The sequence below is a fragment of the Marinimicrobium sp. UBA4209 genome (assembly GCF_002381585.1).
In the GTDB taxonomy this organism is placed as follows: Bacteria; Pseudomonadota; Gammaproteobacteria; order Pseudomonadales; family Cellvibrionaceae; genus Marinimicrobium; species Marinimicrobium koreense.
In genome coordinates, this window is the sequence record NZ_DFTP01000044.1 from 1 (window position 1) to 17,235 (window position 17,235).

Genomic DNA, 17,235 nt, shown 5'->3' on the forward strand with positions numbered 1-17,235 from the left:
CCGAAGGCGCATCCGCCGTAACCGTCACTCAACGTTTCGAATATTGGCCAAAAGATCCAACGCGTGAACCCGCGCTGCCGGGTCGTACATATCAATGGTGAACATAAACTCATCAAAGGGCAGCTCCCGGCACAGAGCTTCCAGACCTTCCCGCACGGTATCGGGGCCACCGACCACCGCCAGGCCGAGAAAGTCTTTTACGGCGGCCTCTTCCTCGGGCGACCACAGGGGTGTCATGTCTTCCACGGGAGGCTTCAACCACAGCGGCTGGCCGCGCAGCAGGGCCAGAATACGCTGATGGCTGGTTGTGGCCAGGTAACGCGCTTCGGCATCGGTGTCCGCCGCAATCAGTGGAATCCCCAGAATGGCGTAAGGTTTGTCCAATACTTCGGAAGGCTGAAAATTTTCCCGGTAGACATGCAGGGCTTCACGGACCAGGCGCGGTGCGAAGTGGCCGGCGAAGGCGTAGGGTAGGCCTTTCTGCGCGGCAAGCTGTGCGCTGAACAGACTGGAACCCAGCAGCCAGATGGGCACTTCGGTGCCGGCGCCGGGAATGGCTTTGAGTTTCTGGCCGGGTTTCAGGGGCGCGAGCAGTTGCTGTAGTAACCCGACGTCCTGTGGGAAGTCGTCGGCGGAACGCATATCCCGGCGCAGCGCTCGCATGGTGATGGCGTCGGTGCCGGGCGCGCGGCCCAGACCCAGTTCAATGCGCCCCGGGTAGAGGCTGGCGAGGGTGCCAAATTGTTCGGCGATTACCAGCGGCGGGTGGTTGGGCAGCATGATGCCGCCGGAGCCGACCTTGATGCGTTCAGTGCCCCCGGCGATGTGGCCGATCAACACGGAGGTCGCGGAGCTGGCGATGCCTTCCATGTTGTGGTGTTCGGCCAGCCAGAAGCGTTCGAAGCCGAGTTGGTCCGCTTTTTGGGCGTAGCGAAGCGTGTCCCGCAGTGTTTCCGTGATGGAGCCGTCTTCTCTGACCGAAGCGAGTTCGAGTAGCGAGAATGTCTTTTCTTGGAGCAGCATACATCGGTCTCCAGTTTTGTCGTGATGTTCTGTGATGTGTAGAAAGGGAGCTTCGCGGTGAGGGGCTGCGGCTGGGTATACCCTTCCGAGACACGCCGTGAATACATCCTTGTAGGCTCATCACCCGCCATCCAGGCGGGTGACGGTCTCGGAAGGGTATACCCAGCCTCCGCGGTGCAAGCGTATCGTTTCGGGAAATAGCGCCCAAGCTAGTACTGGCACTGAGGCCCGAGGAGGGGAAAGCCTTTCAAGACCGTAGAGCGGGGGACCCGCGATCCGAGCCCCCAGGGATGGGTTAACGGCGTGTCTTGAAAGGCTTTCCCCTCCTTGGGCCGGGCGTTATGCACCTTCTACTTCACATCTGCGCCAACAACACCTGCACAGGATGAGGAATGGCCACATCGTCAATGCGTTTCACCTGAGAACGGCAGGAGTAACCGGTGGCAGTCAGTTTTCCCTCGTGTTCCGGATTTGCCAAGACCTCTGCCCATGATAGACCGTAAATTCTCTTCGACGTTTCAACGTTACTGGCCTCGTGCCCGTAAGTGCCCGCCATGCCGCAGCAACCCGTGTCGATTACCGTCAGTGTCTGCCCCAAGGCACCGAACACTGCCTGCCAATCCTTGATCGATCCGGCCGCGTTGGTTTTTTCCGTGCAGTGGGCCAACAGGGAATAATCCCCCGGCTGCAACAAATCCGCGCGCGTTTCGAGCTGCGCTTTCTGCTCTGCCAGCCACTCCTGCAACAGGGCCACCTCAGGCGCCTCTTTGCCCAACACCTTCTGGTACTCGCTGCGATAAGCGAGGGTCATGGACGGCTCCAGTCCCACCAGAGGAATACCACTGCGGGCGAGATCGTTCAGGTGCTCGGCGTTTTTCACCGCCGCCTTGGCGAAGGGGCCGAGGAAACCGTGGACGTGGAGTGGTTTGCCGTTGGGTTTGAAAGGAGCCACCAGCGGCGTGAAGCCCAGCTTGGTCAGCAGGTCGAGGCTGTCCAATACCAACTGGGTTTCAAAATAGCTGGTGAAGGCGTCCTGCACCAGAATTACCGCTTTATCCCGCTGCTCTTGAGTGAGCGCCGCAATATTCTGGGCGCTGGCGTAACGGATTTTGCGTGTCTGCAGTTCGTTGTCCAGGGAGACGCCGGTAAGCAGCGGGCTGTCCACCATGCCGGCCACTTTGGCCATGAGGGCCTGCATAAACCGGGGCTTCATCAGGCCGTTGTACAGCCAGGGCACTTTGGACAAGGTGGGCACCATAAATTCCAGCCCGCCGATAAAATAATCTTTCAATGGGCGCAGGTAGCGACCGTAATACAGCTCCAGAAACTTGCTGCGGAAGCTGGGTACGTCCACCTTGATGGGGCACTGACCGGTGCAGGACTTACAGGCCAGACAGCCCATCATGGACTCGTGGACTTCGTGGGAAAAGTCGTATTCGCCGCGCTTTTTGCCAATGGTGTTTTTGATGCGCGTCGGCAGGTTCAACAGGAACGACTGCTGGCGCGTCGCTTCGGATTCCTCGATCGCGTTCACGTCCCGCTCGCTCAACTGCTTGAGCCACTCGCGCACCAATGAGGCCCGACCTTTGGGGGTGTGGGTGCGCAGGCGCGTGCCTTTCCAGGAGGGGCACATGGCGTCGTTGGGGTTCCAGTTGTGGCACTGACCATTGCCGTTGCAGTGCATGCCCTCGCTGTAACCTTCCCAGACCTGCACCGGAATTTTCCGGTCCTGCTGACCGCGGGTGGTGACGCCGTCAATTTTGAGCAGTTCCAACTCCGGCGCGGGCGTGGCAATTTTGCCCGGATTCAACTGATTGCGCGGATCGAAGGCGGCTTTCAGTCGTTGCAACTGCGGGTAGAGTTCGCCGAAAAATTCCGGCGCGTATTCGGCGCGCACGCCCTTGCCGTGTTCGCCCCAGAGCAGGCCTTTGTATTTTTTGACCAGCTCAACCACTTGGTCGGTGATCGGGCGGATCAGGGCTTCCTGTTCCGGATCTTTCATGTCGATGGCGGGGCGCACGTGGAGTACTCCCGCGTCCACATGGCCGAACATGCCGTAGGTCATGCCTCGCTCATCCAGTACCTGACGGAACTCCATGATGAAGTCGGCCAGGTTTTCCGGCGGCACAGCGGTATCTTCCACGAAGGGAATGGGACGGGCTTCACCTTCGGCATTGCCCAACAGGCCCACGGATTTTTTGCGCATGGCCCAGATTTTTGCGACCGACGCCGAACCCCATGCGAGGCTGTAACCCAAGCGGCCTTTACTGACATCGGTGTCGGCATCCAGTTGATCGGTCAGCGCTTTGACCGCGGCTTCCAGTTCTTCCTCGCTGTCGGCGGTGTACTCCACCAGGTTGATGCCCTGAATCGGCTCGCCGCTCTCCGCTGGCGGAAAGAACTCGGACACGCTGTGCCAGACGATGTCGTTCATCGCCAGATTGAGCACCTTCGAGTCCACGGTTTCGATGGCGGTGGGTTCGGCTTTCATCAGCTCGGTGGCATCGCGCAGCGCCGCGTTAAAGTCCCGGTAGTTAACATTCACCAACGCGGAGACCTTGGGGATGGGCAGCAGGTTGAGCTTGGCCTCGGCGATAAAGCCCAGGGTGCCTTCGCTGCCGCACAGCACGCTGTTCAGATCAAAGCGACCTTCGGGTGTGCGCACATGGGCAAAATCGTAGCCGGTCAGGCAGCGATTGAGCTTGGGAAATTTGGCGTCGATCAGCTCGGCGTGGTCGGTGTGAATCTGATTGAGTGCCTTGTGTACCTCGCCCACGCGATCCTCGCGCTGGCTGACCTCGGTCAGCTCGGCGTCGTCCATGGGGCGGGAGGTCCAGTCGCTGCCGTCGAGCAATACGGTGCGCAGCTCCAGCACGTGGTCCCGGGTTTTGCCGTAGCGGCAGGAGCCCTGGCCGGAGGCGTCGGTGTTGATCATGCCGCCGATGGTGGCCCGGTTGCTGGTGGACAGATCCGGGGCGAAGAACAGTCCGTGGGGCTTGAGGGCCGCGTTCAACTGGTCTTTCACCACGCCGCATTGGACCCGCGCCCAGCGCTCCTCGACGTTGATTTCGAGGATCTGGTTCATGTATTTGGAGGTGTCCACCACCAGTCCGTCGGTGAGGGACTGGCCATTGGTGCCGGTGCCGCCGCCGCGGGGGCTCAAGACGATGTCCTGATAATCGGGCTGGTCGCTGAGCCGGGCCAGGATCACCAGGTCGTCCACGTTTTTGGGGTAGATGACGCCCTGGGGCAGGACCTGGTAGATGGAGTTGTCGGTCGCCAGCACGGTGCGGTTGGCGTAGTCCGGGTTCAGATCGCCCTGAAAGTCGGATTGGCGCAGGGCCTCAATAAACGCGAGGTAGCGGCTCTGGACGGGGGAGGTGTGGCGTATGCTCGGTATCATCTGGGTCGTTACAGCTCTCGACAGTGGGTGCAATATTCTACGGGTTTGGGGTGGGTTTCTCCAATGTGTGTCTCCTATTACAGGCGCTTCGCATGTGATGCTCCGGCTGGGTATACCGGTGTGAGACACGCCGTAAATACATCCATGTAGGCTCGTCACCCGCCGTCCAGGCGGGTGACGGTCTCGTGAGGGTATACCCAGCCTCCGCAGTGCCAACTTCTCGTTCAGGGAAATAGCACCTAACGGTTAAATTGCCGGCGAACGCCCGAGGTTGTTTGTGATGCTGAGGGCCGTGAAGGGGATCTTCTTTCAAGACCGTGGAGCGGGGGACCCGCGATTCGAGCCCCCAGGGATGGGTTTACGGCGTGTCTTGAAAGAAGATCCCCTTCACGGTCCGGACGTTATGCCAGTTTGGGCCTGTTGTCAGGATTTGCCGCCAACAACTTATCCGCTGCTAAACCCGACTCCCCAGCTGCAACGCAATCACCACCCAAATGGCCACCAACAACAGGTTGCTCGCCATAAATGCTATGAACCTATGCATTACGTTGTTGTAGCCCATATGGATGAGACCGTGCACCACCCGCAGCGCCACAAACCCCCAGGCCAGCGCCGCCGGACCATTGAGCCCCATGGCCAGACTGGTGACACAGGCGAGGTAGAACAGGATCGGCACCTGAAACAGGTTGTCATAATGACGCGCCGCCGCCAGCGCCCGTGCCGGAGCGGCCTGATCCGGCGGATAAAGCCGAAAATAGCCGATCGACACCGTGCCCTTACGCACCGCCAAGATCCGCAGGGTCAGCAAATAGAGAGCGACGCAGAGCGTCCAGAACATCAGGGCGAGCATGGGTTTCAGCATGATTTCTCCTTTTAAATGAGGCAGAGTCCCGGATATTGAGCCAAGCTTCGCTAGTAGCTATTGGGTTCCGTTTACCTCAGAGGTCGCGGCATCGGGTGGGTTCTTCTCAAACCCTCTCTTCAGGGATGAAGAGAGGGAGCTACAGGGACCGTATTTATCGCGTTTTGAGAAGAACCCACCCGATGCCGGGGCCGGGCCCTCTTAGTGGCACCTTGGAAGTATCTCCAAAAACCACAGATTTCGCCGAAAAAGCCCATCTGCTGGTACAATGCCCGTTTTTCGCCCCGAATCTGAGTACTGGGGCGGTTGAACGGCCGTTGACAGCACGTAACGACGGTCAGGGCAGCGACCAAACAGACCAGACAAGAGTAGGACTTTACATGATTATCAAGCCAAAAGTACGCGGATTCATCTGCACCAACGCCCACCCACAGGGCTGCGCCGCCAACGTGCGCGAGCAGATCGACTACACCAAGGCCCAGGGGCCCATCAACGGTGGCCCGAAAAACGTACTGGTCATCGGCTGCTCCACCGGCTATGGCCTGGCCTCACGCATCACCGCCGCCTACGGCTCTGGCGCCAAAACCCTCGGGGTCTGCTTCGAAAAACCGCCCACCGAGAAGCGTACCGCCTCCGCCGGCTACTACAACACCGCCGCCTTCCACGAATTTGCCGAAGCTGATGGCCTCTACGCCCACACCATCAATGGGGACGCCTTCTCCGACGAGATCAAGGCCCAGACCATCGAGCAGATCAAAAAAGACCTGGGCAAAATCGACCTGGTGGTCTACAGCCTGGCCTCGCCCCGACGCACCGACCCCAAGACCGGTGAAACCTACACCTCCGTGCTCAAGCCGATTGGTCAGGCCTACACCTCCAAAGGCCTGAACACCGATACCCTGAAAATCACCGAGACCACCGTCGAGCCGGCCAACGACGAAGAAATTGCCAACACCGTCAAAGTGATGGGCGGCGAAGACTGGGAACTGTGGATCGACGCCCTGAAAGACGCCGACGTGCTGGAGCAGAACTGCCAGACCACCGCCTACACCTACCTGGGCGACAAGCTGACCTGGCCGATCTACGGCAAGGCCACCATCGGCAAGGCCAAAGAAGACCTGGATCGCGCCTCCCTGGCCATCGACCAGAAACTGGATGACCTCAACGGCACGGCCCACGTCGCGGTACTCAAAGCAGTGGTCACCCAGGCCAGCTCCGCCATTCCGGTGATGCCGTTGTACATGTCCATCCTGTTCAAAGTAATGAAAGAGCAGGGCACCCATGAAGACTGCATTCACCAGCTGCAGCGTCTGTTCGTGGAATGCCTGTATAGCGCCAACCCGCGTCTCGACGACGAAGACCGTTTCCGCGTAGACGAGTTGGAGCTGGACTCCAAAGTACAGGCCAAGGTGGAAGAAATCTGGCCGCAAGTGACCGAAGACAACCTCTTTGAACTGACCGACTACAAGGGCTACAACGAAGGTTTCCTGAAGTTGTTCGGCTTTGGCGTCGACGGTGTGGACTACGAGGCGGATGTCAGTCCGTTGGTGAAGGCGCCGTTTTAAGCGTTCAACGATGTGTGACGGTGCCGTTGAGTTAAAGCCCCGATCGACCCGTGACATGCGGCACCTCTGTGTCGGATTACGCGCTTTGCGCTAATCCGACCTACGTGAGAGCTTGTATGCCAATAATCTACCCCCTCGTGGGCTTCCTCAGCCTGTCGCTGTACGTGATCACCATCGCGGGCGTGTTCCTGTTGATCATGCCCGTGGCGCTGGTCAAACTGATCATCCCCGCTCTGCGACGCCCCTGTAATGCCGTGCTCGACAAACTGGCGAGCGGCTGGATTACGCTCAATGGCTGGCATCAAAAGCTGTTGACCCGCACCGACATTCGCGTCAGCGGAGATATCGACCAACTCAGTCGCAACGAGTGGTACATGCTGATTGCCAACCATCAGTCCTGGGTCGATATCATGATCCTGGTCCGGGTATTGAACGGTCGCATTCCCTACGTGAAATTCTTCTTCAAGCGCGAGCTTCTCTGGGTGCCCCTGCTCGGGCAGGCACTGTGGGCGATGGACTTTCCGGTGATGCGCAGGCGTAGCAAAAAAGACATCACCCGCAATCCGGCGCTGGTCAACGATGACCTGGAGCGTACCCGCCGGGCCTGCGAAATGTACCAACACAGCCCGGTCACCATCATCAACTTTCTGGAAGGCACCCGCTTTACGCCCGCCAAGCAGCTGGCGCAAGCCGGCGACGACGGCACGCCGGAGTTCAGGCACCTGCTCAAGCCCAAAGCCGGTGGCCTGGCCTTCACCCTGTCGGCCATGAACGGCCAGCTTCGACAGATGCTGGATGTGACCCTTTACTACCCCCACGGCCGCCCCACGTTCTGGGAATACGCCTGTGGGCGAGTACGCCGGGTGGACATGCACATCCAGCAGCGCCCCATCACCAACGACATGGTGGGCGACTATCCGAACGATGAGGCGTTTCGAGCCCGGTTTCAGGCCCGCGTCAACGAACTTTGGCAGGAAAAAGACGCCCGTCTGGAGGCCATGGCCCAGAACGCGGCCGATACGCATTGAGGTAAATAGATAGCCTATGGCTGAAACATCCTTCCCCAAACAACTGCTCGCCCCCCGTCACTGGCCCTCCTGGTTGGGTGCCGGGCTATGGTTTCTGATCGCCCAACTGCCTTACCGGTTGCAGTGGTGGCTGGCCAAAGCGCTGGCGCCTTTGCTGAGGCTGAATAAAAAACGGCTGAACTTTGCCCGACGCAATATTGAGCTCTGTTTTCCGAATCTGTCAGAGGTCGAACGCGAGCGCCTGCTGAAACAGAACCTCACCTCCACCGCCATGACCGTGTTCGAAACCGGCATCGCCTGGTTCTGGCCGGGCTGGCGACTGCGCCGACTGTTTACCGTCACCGGCCTGGAACATCTGAAAGCCGCTGAAGAGGCGGGGCAGGGCGCGCTGCTGCTCAGCCTGCACATGACGACCCTGGACATTGGCAGCGCCATGTTGGGTCAGGTGGTCAACTTCGACGGCATGTACCGGCCCCACAGCAACCCGGTGTACGACTACCTGCAAATGAAACGCCGCAGCGCCTACTCCCCCGGCGCCATGACCATCCCCCGCGACAACGTACGCGCCATGATCAGCCGCCTGCGCAAAGGCCGCTTCATCTGGTACGCCCCGGACCGGGATCTGGGCTCAAAAAACAGCCTCTTCGCCCCCTTCTTCGGCGTGCAGGCCGCCACCGTCAGTGCCACAGGCAAACTGGTCAGCATGGGCAAGGGACGGGTGATTCCGTTTACCCAGTACCGCCTACCCGGCGGGCGCGGTTACGAACTGGTCATCCGGCCGGCATTGGGAGATTTCCCCAGCGGCGACGACTATGCCGACACAGTGCGGGTCAACCGCTACATGGAAGAAGCCATCGAAGAGTGCCCACATCAATATTTTTGGGCACAGCCACGCTTCAAAACCCGTCCTGAAGGTGAATCATCGGTGTATTGAGGTTTACGCCTCGGCGATTGCACCTTTATTCATACCTTCATAGGCCTGCACACGAATGGTACTGGTCGGGTACTCGGACTTGGTGGTTTTGGCGATGTGGTCGGCAATCAACTCCACCGTAGTATCCGTGTCCATAAGGTAACAACAACGCTGGGGCAGGGTAATCTCAAAATCCCCCTGGGGCGCCGTATAGGCAAAGCGGAAATAATCCCCTTCCTCCGCCACCAGGTCCTCACGCGTCGCGAGATAAATATCACGGAACCGACTGGCCCACTCACCCTCCAGGGCCGGAGAGGGAATATCGTCCGCCCAGATTGCAATCTTCGAACGGTGACCGTGGGCGATTCGCTGACAATTGCCATCGTGCTTCTTCAGGCCGTGGCTATAGTGATAAAACACACTCTCAATGTATTCGGTGGAAAAGCTCAGGTGCAGGCGCGTGCCTTCGGGGAACAGCTGCTCTTCGTTAAGGCGTTGAATGCACCACTCGGCGACGCTTTCACGGGTCAGCTCCTCGGCATCCACCAGCGCCACCGCCTCTTTGGGGCAGCGAAGATCAATCGTCTCGCTGCGGTCCCCAAAGTGCCAGCGCAGGGACAGAACGTCGCCTTCGTCTTCAAGCTCCAGTTGGTGGGAGTGGCGGGGCACCAGAAGGCGGTGATCAAGCTCGTTGTCCAGCCACGCTTTCAGCGTCTTCTTGACCGTACTGAAATCACAGACCATACCCTGTTCATCCAATGCGCCCTCCAGTTGCACATCAGCCAGCCAGGTTTCACCCAGCAGGCCGCGGCGGGCATCGAGAAAGCTGAAATCCACGGTGGCGAGGTTGTCGACAAAAAGCAGCATAAGTTCTGGGGCCATGGGTAATGAACGATGTCGCCATGATACCAGTTGGAGGGGGAGCTGTGCAGGCTTGAGGGGAGGGGGGAGCTCCCGGGGCCACTCGGCAGGCCCAGGGAGCAAAGGTGTCAGTAGAGGTAAACCGCGCCGGAATCGGTGCCTTCGTTGTTGTCCCGGTCGCCGTTGATGCCCTGGGCATCGCTGTCTTCGCGGTAGGCGCCGATGGCAAGGGTGTCGCCTTCGGCCGACAGCGCCAGGCCAATGGCGAAACCGTCCCGCGCTTCGGTGTTGGCGGCCTTGATGTAAGAGGCTTCGCGCCAGCGACCGTCAATGATTGAAAAGAGGTAAGCACCACCGGCACGAGGGGCCGAGTTGTCATCACTGACGCCGTCTATACCGGTCTCGGCGCTGGGCTCGCGCGTGCTGCCTACCACCAGATGACGCCCGTTGCGGGCAAAGGCCAGTGTTTCGCCGAAGCGCAGCCCCTGAAGGTTGTTGGAGGCCTTCAGGAATGAGGTCTGTTCCCACTCACCATCCACTTGGCGGAACAGGTAGACCGCACCACTGTTGGTGGCGACTGTGGTGACGTCCTCAAGGTCGTAATTGTCCGGACTGGAGTTGATCCCGGGCTCGGCCGTCAGGTCACCGGTGCTGCCCACTGCCAGGCGGGTACCGTCGCCGGATAAGGCAACACTGGCTCCGAAACTTTGAGCGTAGCCGGTCAGTTCCTGCTCGGTGTAGGTGTGGCTTGGCTTGATATAGGTCGACTGTGACCAGTTATTATCGTCGCGAACGAACAAGTAGACCGCGCCGGCGTTAATGATGGTCCGGTTGTCGTCCTCACCGTTGATCCCGGTGGAGCGACTGGCGTCACCGGTCGCGCCCACCGCCAGGGTATTGCCGTCGGTGGAGATGGCCAGGCTGCTGCCAAACAGGTGGTACAGCGGAGTGCCGGTCGCGGTGATGGCAGAGAAGGTGTTCGAGGCCTTTACATAGGCCTGCTGTGCCCAGCCGCTGTCCGAGTCGGTGAATACATAGACGGCACCGGCGTTGGGTGCATCATTGTTGTTCTCGTCGCCGTTGATGCCAGTGGCGTCGCTCGATTCGAACAGGGCGCTGACCACCAGCGTCTGGCCGTCACCGGAGAGGGCGACGCGGTGGCCAAAACGGTCGTTGACGTTGGTCGGGATGGTGACTTCGCCGTCTTCTGTTTCGTCGTCCGCTGCCGGGTCATCGGTGCCATCGTCTTCGGCCGTCTCGTCGGTTTCTTCTTCCTCTTCTTCCGGGGGTTCGGCATTGGAGGCCTTGAGAAAGGCGTCCTGCGCCCAGCCTTCCTCCCCGCGTTTGAAGACATACACCGCGCCGGTTCCGGGGGCGCCATTATTGTCCTGTTCCGGATTCACGCCGGTTCCGTCGCTGTCTTCCAGGGTCGCACTGACCGCGAGCACATCGCCGCCGTCCGACAGGGACAGGGCGAAGCCGAAGCGGTCGTTGTATCGGGTGGTATTGTCACCGTCGTCGTTTTCGCTGGGCGCTTCAGTGTTGGAGGCTTTCAGATAGGCCTCCTGCTGCCACAGGCCGTCCACCAGGCGGAACACGTAAACGGCGCCGGCACCGAATACGGAGTTGTCGGAGGCATCACCGTTGACGCCCCGTGCCTGACTGGCTTCGCGGGGCGCGCTGACCGCCAGGGTCTGGCCATCGGCCGAGAGGGCGACCGCCCAGCCAAACCAGTCGGCGGCTTCGTTGCTGTCGGCTTTGACAAAGCCGATGGTGTCGAGCATGACGTTCAGGGTCAGTTGCTCGTTGGAATCGTCGTATTCGGAGCAGTCGGCGTTCAAACAGGCGGTGACGGTATAAAGGGCGTTGTGCCAGTCATGCTGGTGCACCGCGACGGTGTCGCTGGCCTCTGTTTCGGTCAGGTTGTCAGCTACCACCTCGTAGCCACTGCCGTCGCCTGGTTTCTTCTGCAGCTGGTAATACTCAGCACCTTCAACGGCGGTCCAGGAAAAACGGATCTCCTTGGGCTCTACTGATTCGACATTGATTTCCGGCCACTCGGCGTCGCTTACGCCTCCGGTATTGCCCGCGTTATCAATACCCCCGCTGAAGCTGCTGGAGCTTGAGCTGGAGCTGGATGAGGTGTTCTGGTTATTGTCGCTGTCACTGCCACAGGCGCCCAGAGTCAGGGCGAGCAGCAGGGGCAGGCCGAAGCGGGTGACGGAGATCAAGCCGTTGTCTCGAGTATTACGCATGCCTTTGTGTACCTGAGATTTTGGGGAAGCCCGCGATTCTCGGCGCCTCGGGGCTTCGTGTCAAATATTGGCGCAAATGCTCCGCGGTTGGACCGACATCGGACGAATAAAATCCGCAGGACTGGCAGAAACGGGTCGAATGCCGCTCGGGTGTGCCAGAAAACCGACAACCGGTAGATGAATTCGGCGCCAACCGTGGTAAGATGCACGATTTTTGGCGCTCCGGCCGGTTCAGGCGGAAGCATATAGTGAGAGTGGTTGACTGACGTCGGAAGCGGAGTCCGTGATGATGACCGTTCAAGAGTTGATGACCCCGGTGGGCACCCAGGTGAATGGCGGCCAGAGCCTGATCGAAGTACTGGCTCTGATGCGCCGCAATCAGCACTCCTGTGCCGTTGTGATGGACGGCGGCCGAGTGGCGGGCCTGATTCGGGAAAAAGATCTGGTGTCGGCGCTGGCCCAGGTGCTCGAATCCGGCCGGGTTGAGGTCGGACGGGCGGCGGATGTGATGACCGTCAATCCGGTCTGTGTGCCCGCCGGAGCGTCGCTGCTGGAGGCGCTCAAACGCGCGCAGGAATATCGTCAGCGCCAGATGCCGGTGCTGGACGACCGGGGGGCACTGGTGGGCATGATCACTCACACTGACATGGCACAGGCGTATATTCAGATATTGGAGCGCCAGACCGAGTTGGTCAGTGTCAATCGCGTACTCAGGGCGGAGTCCCTGCAGGATTCCCTGCTCAATATCGGCAATCGTCGCGCGATGGAGCGCGACCTCAAGGTCCTGGCAACGCATCCCAAGCGCCGTTTTGCCCTGGCATTGCTGGATCTGGACTGGTTCAAGAAATACAACGACTATTACGGTCATCAGGCGGGAGATCGGGCGTTGCAGCGGGTCTGCGAAACCATTACCGGCCATCTGCGTCAGGGCGATACCCTCTACCGGTACGGTGGTGAGGAGCTGCTGTTGTTAATGCTGGATACCGACTTGGAAGGGGCCTGGCTCGGCGCCAGCCGGGTGTGCGACGCGGTGCAGAAGCTTCGCATCGAACACGCCCCGAGTCCGCTCGGTGTGCTCACTCTGAGCGCCGGGGTGGCCTGCGAGCCCGGAGCCGGCATATCTCAACTGATTGCCTCGGCCGATCAGGCGCTTTACTACGCCAAAACCCATGGGCACAACAGTGTTATTCGTGGGCGTCCTGTTGCGGAGCCGGACATCACGCCCTCTTCATGACCGACATGGGGCCAGCGGGTGATTGCAACCGGTTACTCCTGGGGCCAGATCAAATGTCACGCAATTATCACTTGTAGTTCCCCTGTGGATCCGTACACTGCGCCGCTTTGTGGATAGTCGAGGCGGATGCCTCCTGGACGTGAGCCGTTATGCCCCATCCCGCTGTTGAACCCCTGTCCCTGACCAACCGTCTCGGGCAGCCCGTTGTATTGGGTGTGAAGTTTATGCCCGGGGAACACCGCGATACCCTGTTCGTGAGTGCGCCCCGCCAACAGGCCTCCAGTTTTTTTGGCAAGAATGCCGAACCGTTTCTGATGCAGTTGATGGAGCAGCTCCCGCTGGTTCCCGACCGGTTGAGCATCATCGAGTTGCGCGGCGACCCGGAACATCCGGAGTTCTGGCGTTGGCGTGCAGAGTGGGTCGGGCGCTCCCCCATGGCGCTGCGCGCCGAACCGGTGGCCAGCAATGGCTCCCGGTCGGCGCTTCAGTCGCTGCTGGAAGGGCGGCGGCACGAGGGCAGCGGGCAGGCCCGTGCTCCCCGGCGCCGCCAGGCCTGAGGGCCCGACTCAGGCAGCGTCGCTAGAACGTTCGCGCAGGCGTCGAGCGGCGCTGACCATGTTGGCCAGGGCGGCTTCGGTTTCCACCCAGCCCCGGGTTTTCAGGCCGCAGTCCGGATTGACCCAGAGACGTTCCTTCGGTAGCCGTTGAGCCGCCTGCTCCATCAGGGTCACCATGGCCTCGACCGGGGGCACATTGGGTGAATGAATGTCGTATACGCCCGGGCCAATGTCATTCGGGTAGGAGAACTGCTCGAAGGCATCGAGCAGCTCACCCTGGGAGCGTGACGTCTCAATGGTGATCACATCCGCGTCCAATGCCGCAATGGCATCGATGATGTCGTTGAACTCTGAATAACACATATGGGTATGAATCTGGGTTTCATCGTTCACGCCACTGGCGCTCAGACGAAACGCCTCTACCGCCCAGTCAAGGTACTCCCCCCAATCTTTCCGCTTCAACGGCAGACCTTCGCGCAGGGCAGGCTCGTCAATCTGGATGATCTGAATGCCGGAGGTCTCCAGATCTTTGACTTCGTCCCTGAGTGCCAGGGCGATCTGTCGTGCTGTCACAGAGCGGGGTTGGTCGTTGCGCACAAAGGACCAGAACAGCATGGTAATCGGGCCGGTCAGCATCCCCTTGACCGGTCTGCGGCTCAGGGACTGGGCGTAGCGGGCCCACTGGGTGGTCATGGCCCGGGGGCGGGCCACATCACCGTAAATGATGGGCGGCTTCACACAGCGGGAGCCATAACTCTGGACCCAGCCAAACTGGGTGAAAGCGTAGCCGTCGAGCTGCTCACCGAAATATTCCACCATGTCATTGCGCTCGGCTTCGCCGTGCACCAGTACATCCAGCCCCAATTGCTCCTGGCGAACAATGGCATCGGCAATGGCCTGGCGCATACGATTGCGATACTCCACTTCGGACAGTTGTCCCTGCTTGTAGGCTCGGCGTGCCTGACGGATATCATCGGTCTGGGGAAAAGAGCCAATGGTCGTGGTCGGAAATTCCGGCAATTGCAGGAGTGCCTGTTGTTTGGCCGACCGCTGCGCAAACCGGCTCTGGCGCTGACTGTCGGTGGGAGAAATGGCGCTCAGGCGCTCCTGCACCGCCGGGTTGTGGACGCGGCGGGATTCACGCCGGGAGCGCACCGACTGATCGCTGGCCTCAAGTGCAGCCAGTGCGGATGGAGCCGGCTCGGGCGCCAGTAACTGTGCCAGAGTCACCACTTCGTCGACCTTCTGCAGCGCGAAGGCCAGCCAGCTTTTCAGCTCTGGCTCCAGGGCCTGTTCCCGTTTCAGGTCCACCGGCACGTGCAGCAGTGAGCAGGAAGGGGCCAGCCAGAGTCGCTCTCCCAGCCGTTCGGCGAGTTCGGCGAGCGTTTCCCGTGCCGCTCTCAGGTCGGTACGCCAGATATTTCGCCCGTCGATTATCCCCACCGACAGCACCTTGTGTACCGGCAGGCGGTCGACGACGTTCAATAGCTGCTCCGGTGCGCGCACCGCGTCGATGTGAAGGCCGGCGACCGGCAACTGCACCGCAGTGGACAGATTCTCGCCGAGGGCGCCGAAATAGGTGGCCAGTAGCAGTTTGACCGCTCGGTTCTGCAGGCGATGGTAAGTCGGCTCGAAGGCCTGTTGCCAGGCAGCGGGCAAGTCCAGCACCAGAATCGGCTCATCAATCTGCACCCACTTGGCGCCGGCATCGGCCAGAGCATCCAGCAATTGCTGATAGGCCGGCAGCAGCGCCTCAAGCAGGCTCAGCCGATCAAAATTGTCCGCTTTTTCTTTGCCCAGCCACAGATAGCTGAGCGGACCGAGAATCACCGGCTTGACCTGGTGCCCGAGGGCGATGGCCTCCCGGGTCTCATCGATGATCTGCCGATAGCTCAACTCAAAGGTCTGGTCGGGGTGAAATTCCGGTACCAGGTAGTGATAGTTGGTGTCGAACCACTTGGTCATTTCACAGGCGCTACTGGCCGCGCCGGTCGGTGCTCGCCCCCGCGCCATCCGAAACAGCGTGTCCAGATCCACCTGTCGGCAGGGCCCCTCGGGCGCCTCCGGGGCGTCAATCGGCTCGCTGCAGCCACATTCGGAGTGGGAGCCCGGTTCAGCGCCGGTGTTCCGGGCTTCGGCCCGGTGGCGCACGGGAACATTACCGAGAGTGGCGGACAGGGTCAGGACCTGGTCGTACCAGGCAAAGTCACCGGTGGGAATCCAGCTCAGGCCGGCATCCGCCTGTTGCTGCCAGTGTCGGCGGCGCAGTGTCCGCCCAGTGTCTTCCAGAGCCTCCTTGGAGAGGTCGCCGCGCCAGTAGGCCTCCAAAGCCCGTTTGAGTTCTCGGTCGGCGCCGATGCGGGGGAAGCCCAGATTGTGGGTGAGTATCGGGTGCATAAGGTCCTCGGGATAAAGTGATGGTCGACAAAAAGGGGTTGCGAGTCAGTCTCGATGTAGTGGGCGCATTCTCGGTAAAGTGCTACTATGAATCAAACGGAGTATTTTCAGATTTACTATGAATTTTATTAATATTGGTCCGCTGGCGGTGTTCTCCGGGCCGATTGTTGAGGAGTGAAACCCAATCGATGTTGGAAATACGTCATCTGAAAACCCTGGTGGCTCTGCGAGAAACCGGCTCCCTGGTGGATGCGGCCGAACGGGTCCACCTGACCCAGTCCGCGCTGTCGCACCAGTTGAAGGACCTGGAGAGCCGTCTTGGCGGTGAGCTGTTCGTGCGCAAGAGTCGGCCGGTGCGCTTTACCCCGGCGGGTAAGCGCTTGCTGGCGCTGGCGGACGATGTGCTGGGCCGGCTGGAGGACGCCGAACGGGAGGTGCACAAGCTGCTGCACGGCGAGGCCGGTCGGCTCAATATGGCCATTGAGTGTCACAGTTGTTTCAACTGGTTGATGCCCACCATTGAGCGGTACCGGAATCATTGGCCGGCCGTGGAGCTGGATTTCTCCGGTGGCTTTACGTTTGAGCCGCTGCCGGCCCTGGTTCAGGGGGATATTGACCTGGTGGTGACCGCGGATCCGCAACTGATTCGTGGGGTGGAGTATGTCCCGCTGTTCGCCTACGAAATGCAGTTCGCCCTGGGGCGGGAGCACCCGCTGGCGGAGCGTCCCTGGATCGAACCCGAGGACCTGCTGGAGCAGACGCTGATCACCTACCCGGTTGAGCGCAGCCGTCTGGACGTGTTCAAACAGTTCCTGGAGCCCGCCGGGGTTGAGCCCGCGTCGGTGCGTACCGCCGAGCTGACATTGATGATGGTGCAGTTGGTAGCCAGTGGACGGGGTGTTTCGGCACTGCCGAACTGGGTTCTGGCTGAATATGTCGATCAGGCACTGATCACGGTCCGCTCCGCCGGCCCCCGAGGTGTCTGGCCCATTCTGTATGCCGCAGTGCGCGAAGCTCAGTTGGATGCGCCGTTCATGCAGGATTTCCTCCGCTTGGCTCGCGAGCACTGTCTCAAGCATTTGACCGGGGTGCGTCGGGTGTCGTCCTGATCCAAGTCCTGCTGTGGCGCGTAACAAC

The 17,235-nt window shown here is 60.4% G+C and carries 12 protein-coding genes; 6 read left to right on the top strand and 6 right to left on the bottom strand.

Features of this window, described 5'->3' with window-relative positions; all coding sequences use genetic code 11:
• Nucleotides 1–24: 24 nt before the first annotated feature.
• The 3 genes from B3187_RS06060 to B3187_RS06070 form a co-directional block, all read right to left on the bottom strand.
• Complete coding sequence (locus B3187_RS06060; RefSeq protein ID WP_286805123.1) at nucleotides 25–1,023, bottom strand: LLM class flavin-dependent oxidoreductase; 999 nt, start codon at nucleotides 1,021–1,023, stop codon at nucleotides 25–27.
• A gap of 355 nt (nucleotides 1,024–1,378) precedes the next feature.
• Nucleotides 1,379–4,426, bottom strand: coding sequence for a D-2-hydroxyglutarate dehydrogenase YdiJ (gene ydiJ, locus B3187_RS06065; RefSeq protein ID WP_286805125.1), 3,048 nt, complete (start codon nucleotides 4,424–4,426; stop codon nucleotides 1,379–1,381).
• Nucleotides 4,427–4,880: 454 nt separating this feature from the next.
• Complete coding sequence (locus B3187_RS06070; protein ID WP_286805127.1) at nucleotides 4,881–5,288, bottom strand: MAPEG family protein; 408 nt, start codon at nucleotides 5,286–5,288, stop codon at nucleotides 4,881–4,883.
• 380 nt (nucleotides 5,289–5,668) lie between these two features.
• Here B3187_RS06070 and fabV point away from each other — a divergent pair, with 380 nt between their 5' ends.
• The 3 genes from fabV to lpxL all read left to right on the top strand — a co-directional run bounded on the left by fabV (nucleotide 5,669) and on the right by lpxL (nucleotide 8,815).
• On the top strand, nucleotides 5,669–6,853 hold the full coding sequence (gene fabV, locus B3187_RS06075) for an enoyl-ACP reductase FabV (RefSeq protein WP_286805128.1): 1,185 nt from the start codon (nucleotides 5,669–5,671) through the stop codon (nucleotides 6,851–6,853).
• Between the two features lie 116 nt (nucleotides 6,854–6,969).
• Nucleotides 6,970–7,881 (top strand): acyltransferase, encoded by a 912-nt coding sequence (locus B3187_RS06080; RefSeq protein ID WP_286805130.1) that lies wholly within the window; start codon nucleotides 6,970–6,972, stop codon nucleotides 7,879–7,881.
• Nucleotides 7,882–7,897: 16 nt separating this feature from the next.
• The gene (gene lpxL / locus B3187_RS06085) at nucleotides 7,898–8,815 is read left to right on the top strand and encodes an LpxL/LpxP family Kdo(2)-lipid IV(A) lauroyl/palmitoleoyl acyltransferase (protein WP_286805131.1); all 918 of its coding nucleotides are present in this window, start codon (nucleotides 7,898–7,900) and stop codon (nucleotides 8,813–8,815) included.
• A 3-nt stretch (nucleotides 8,816–8,818) separates the two neighbouring features.
• Here the strand turns inward: lpxL and B3187_RS06090 are convergent, their stop codons facing one another.
• Entirely contained in the window at nucleotides 8,819–9,661 is an 843-nt protein-coding gene (locus B3187_RS06090; RefSeq protein ID WP_123638812.1) for a 6-carboxytetrahydropterin synthase, read from the bottom strand.
• Between the two features lie 122 nt (nucleotides 9,662–9,783).
• Entirely contained in the window at nucleotides 9,784–11,910 is a 2,127-nt protein-coding gene (locus B3187_RS06095) for a hypothetical protein (protein ID WP_286805132.1), read from the bottom strand.
• 286 nt (nucleotides 11,911–12,196) lie between these two features.
• On the opposite strand from B3187_RS06095, the gene B3187_RS06100 reads away from it, so the two are divergent.
• Nucleotides 12,197–13,144 (top strand): diguanylate cyclase, encoded by a 948-nt coding sequence (locus B3187_RS06100; protein WP_286805133.1) that lies wholly within the window; start codon nucleotides 12,197–12,199, stop codon nucleotides 13,142–13,144.
• Nucleotides 13,145–13,293: 149 nt separating this feature from the next.
• Nucleotides 13,294–13,701 (top strand): hypothetical protein, encoded by a 408-nt coding sequence (locus B3187_RS06105; protein WP_123636935.1) that lies wholly within the window; start codon nucleotides 13,294–13,296, stop codon nucleotides 13,699–13,701.
• Between the two features lie 9 nt (nucleotides 13,702–13,710).
• On the opposite strand, the gene metE is transcribed toward B3187_RS06105, so the two are convergent.
• Entirely contained in the window at nucleotides 13,711–16,098 is a 2,388-nt protein-coding gene (metE, locus tag B3187_RS06110; protein ID WP_286805134.1) for a 5-methyltetrahydropteroyltriglutamate--homocysteine S-methyltransferase, read from the bottom strand.
• Between the two features lie 188 nt (nucleotides 16,099–16,286).
• On the opposite strand from metE, the gene B3187_RS06115 reads away from it, so the two are divergent.
• Nucleotides 16,287–17,207 carry a LysR family transcriptional regulator gene (locus B3187_RS06115; protein WP_024459642.1) on the top strand — a complete coding sequence of 307 codons (921 nt, stop codon included), beginning with the start codon at nucleotides 16,287–16,289 and terminating at the stop codon, nucleotides 17,205–17,207.
• Nucleotides 17,208–17,235 lie beyond the last annotated feature (28 nt).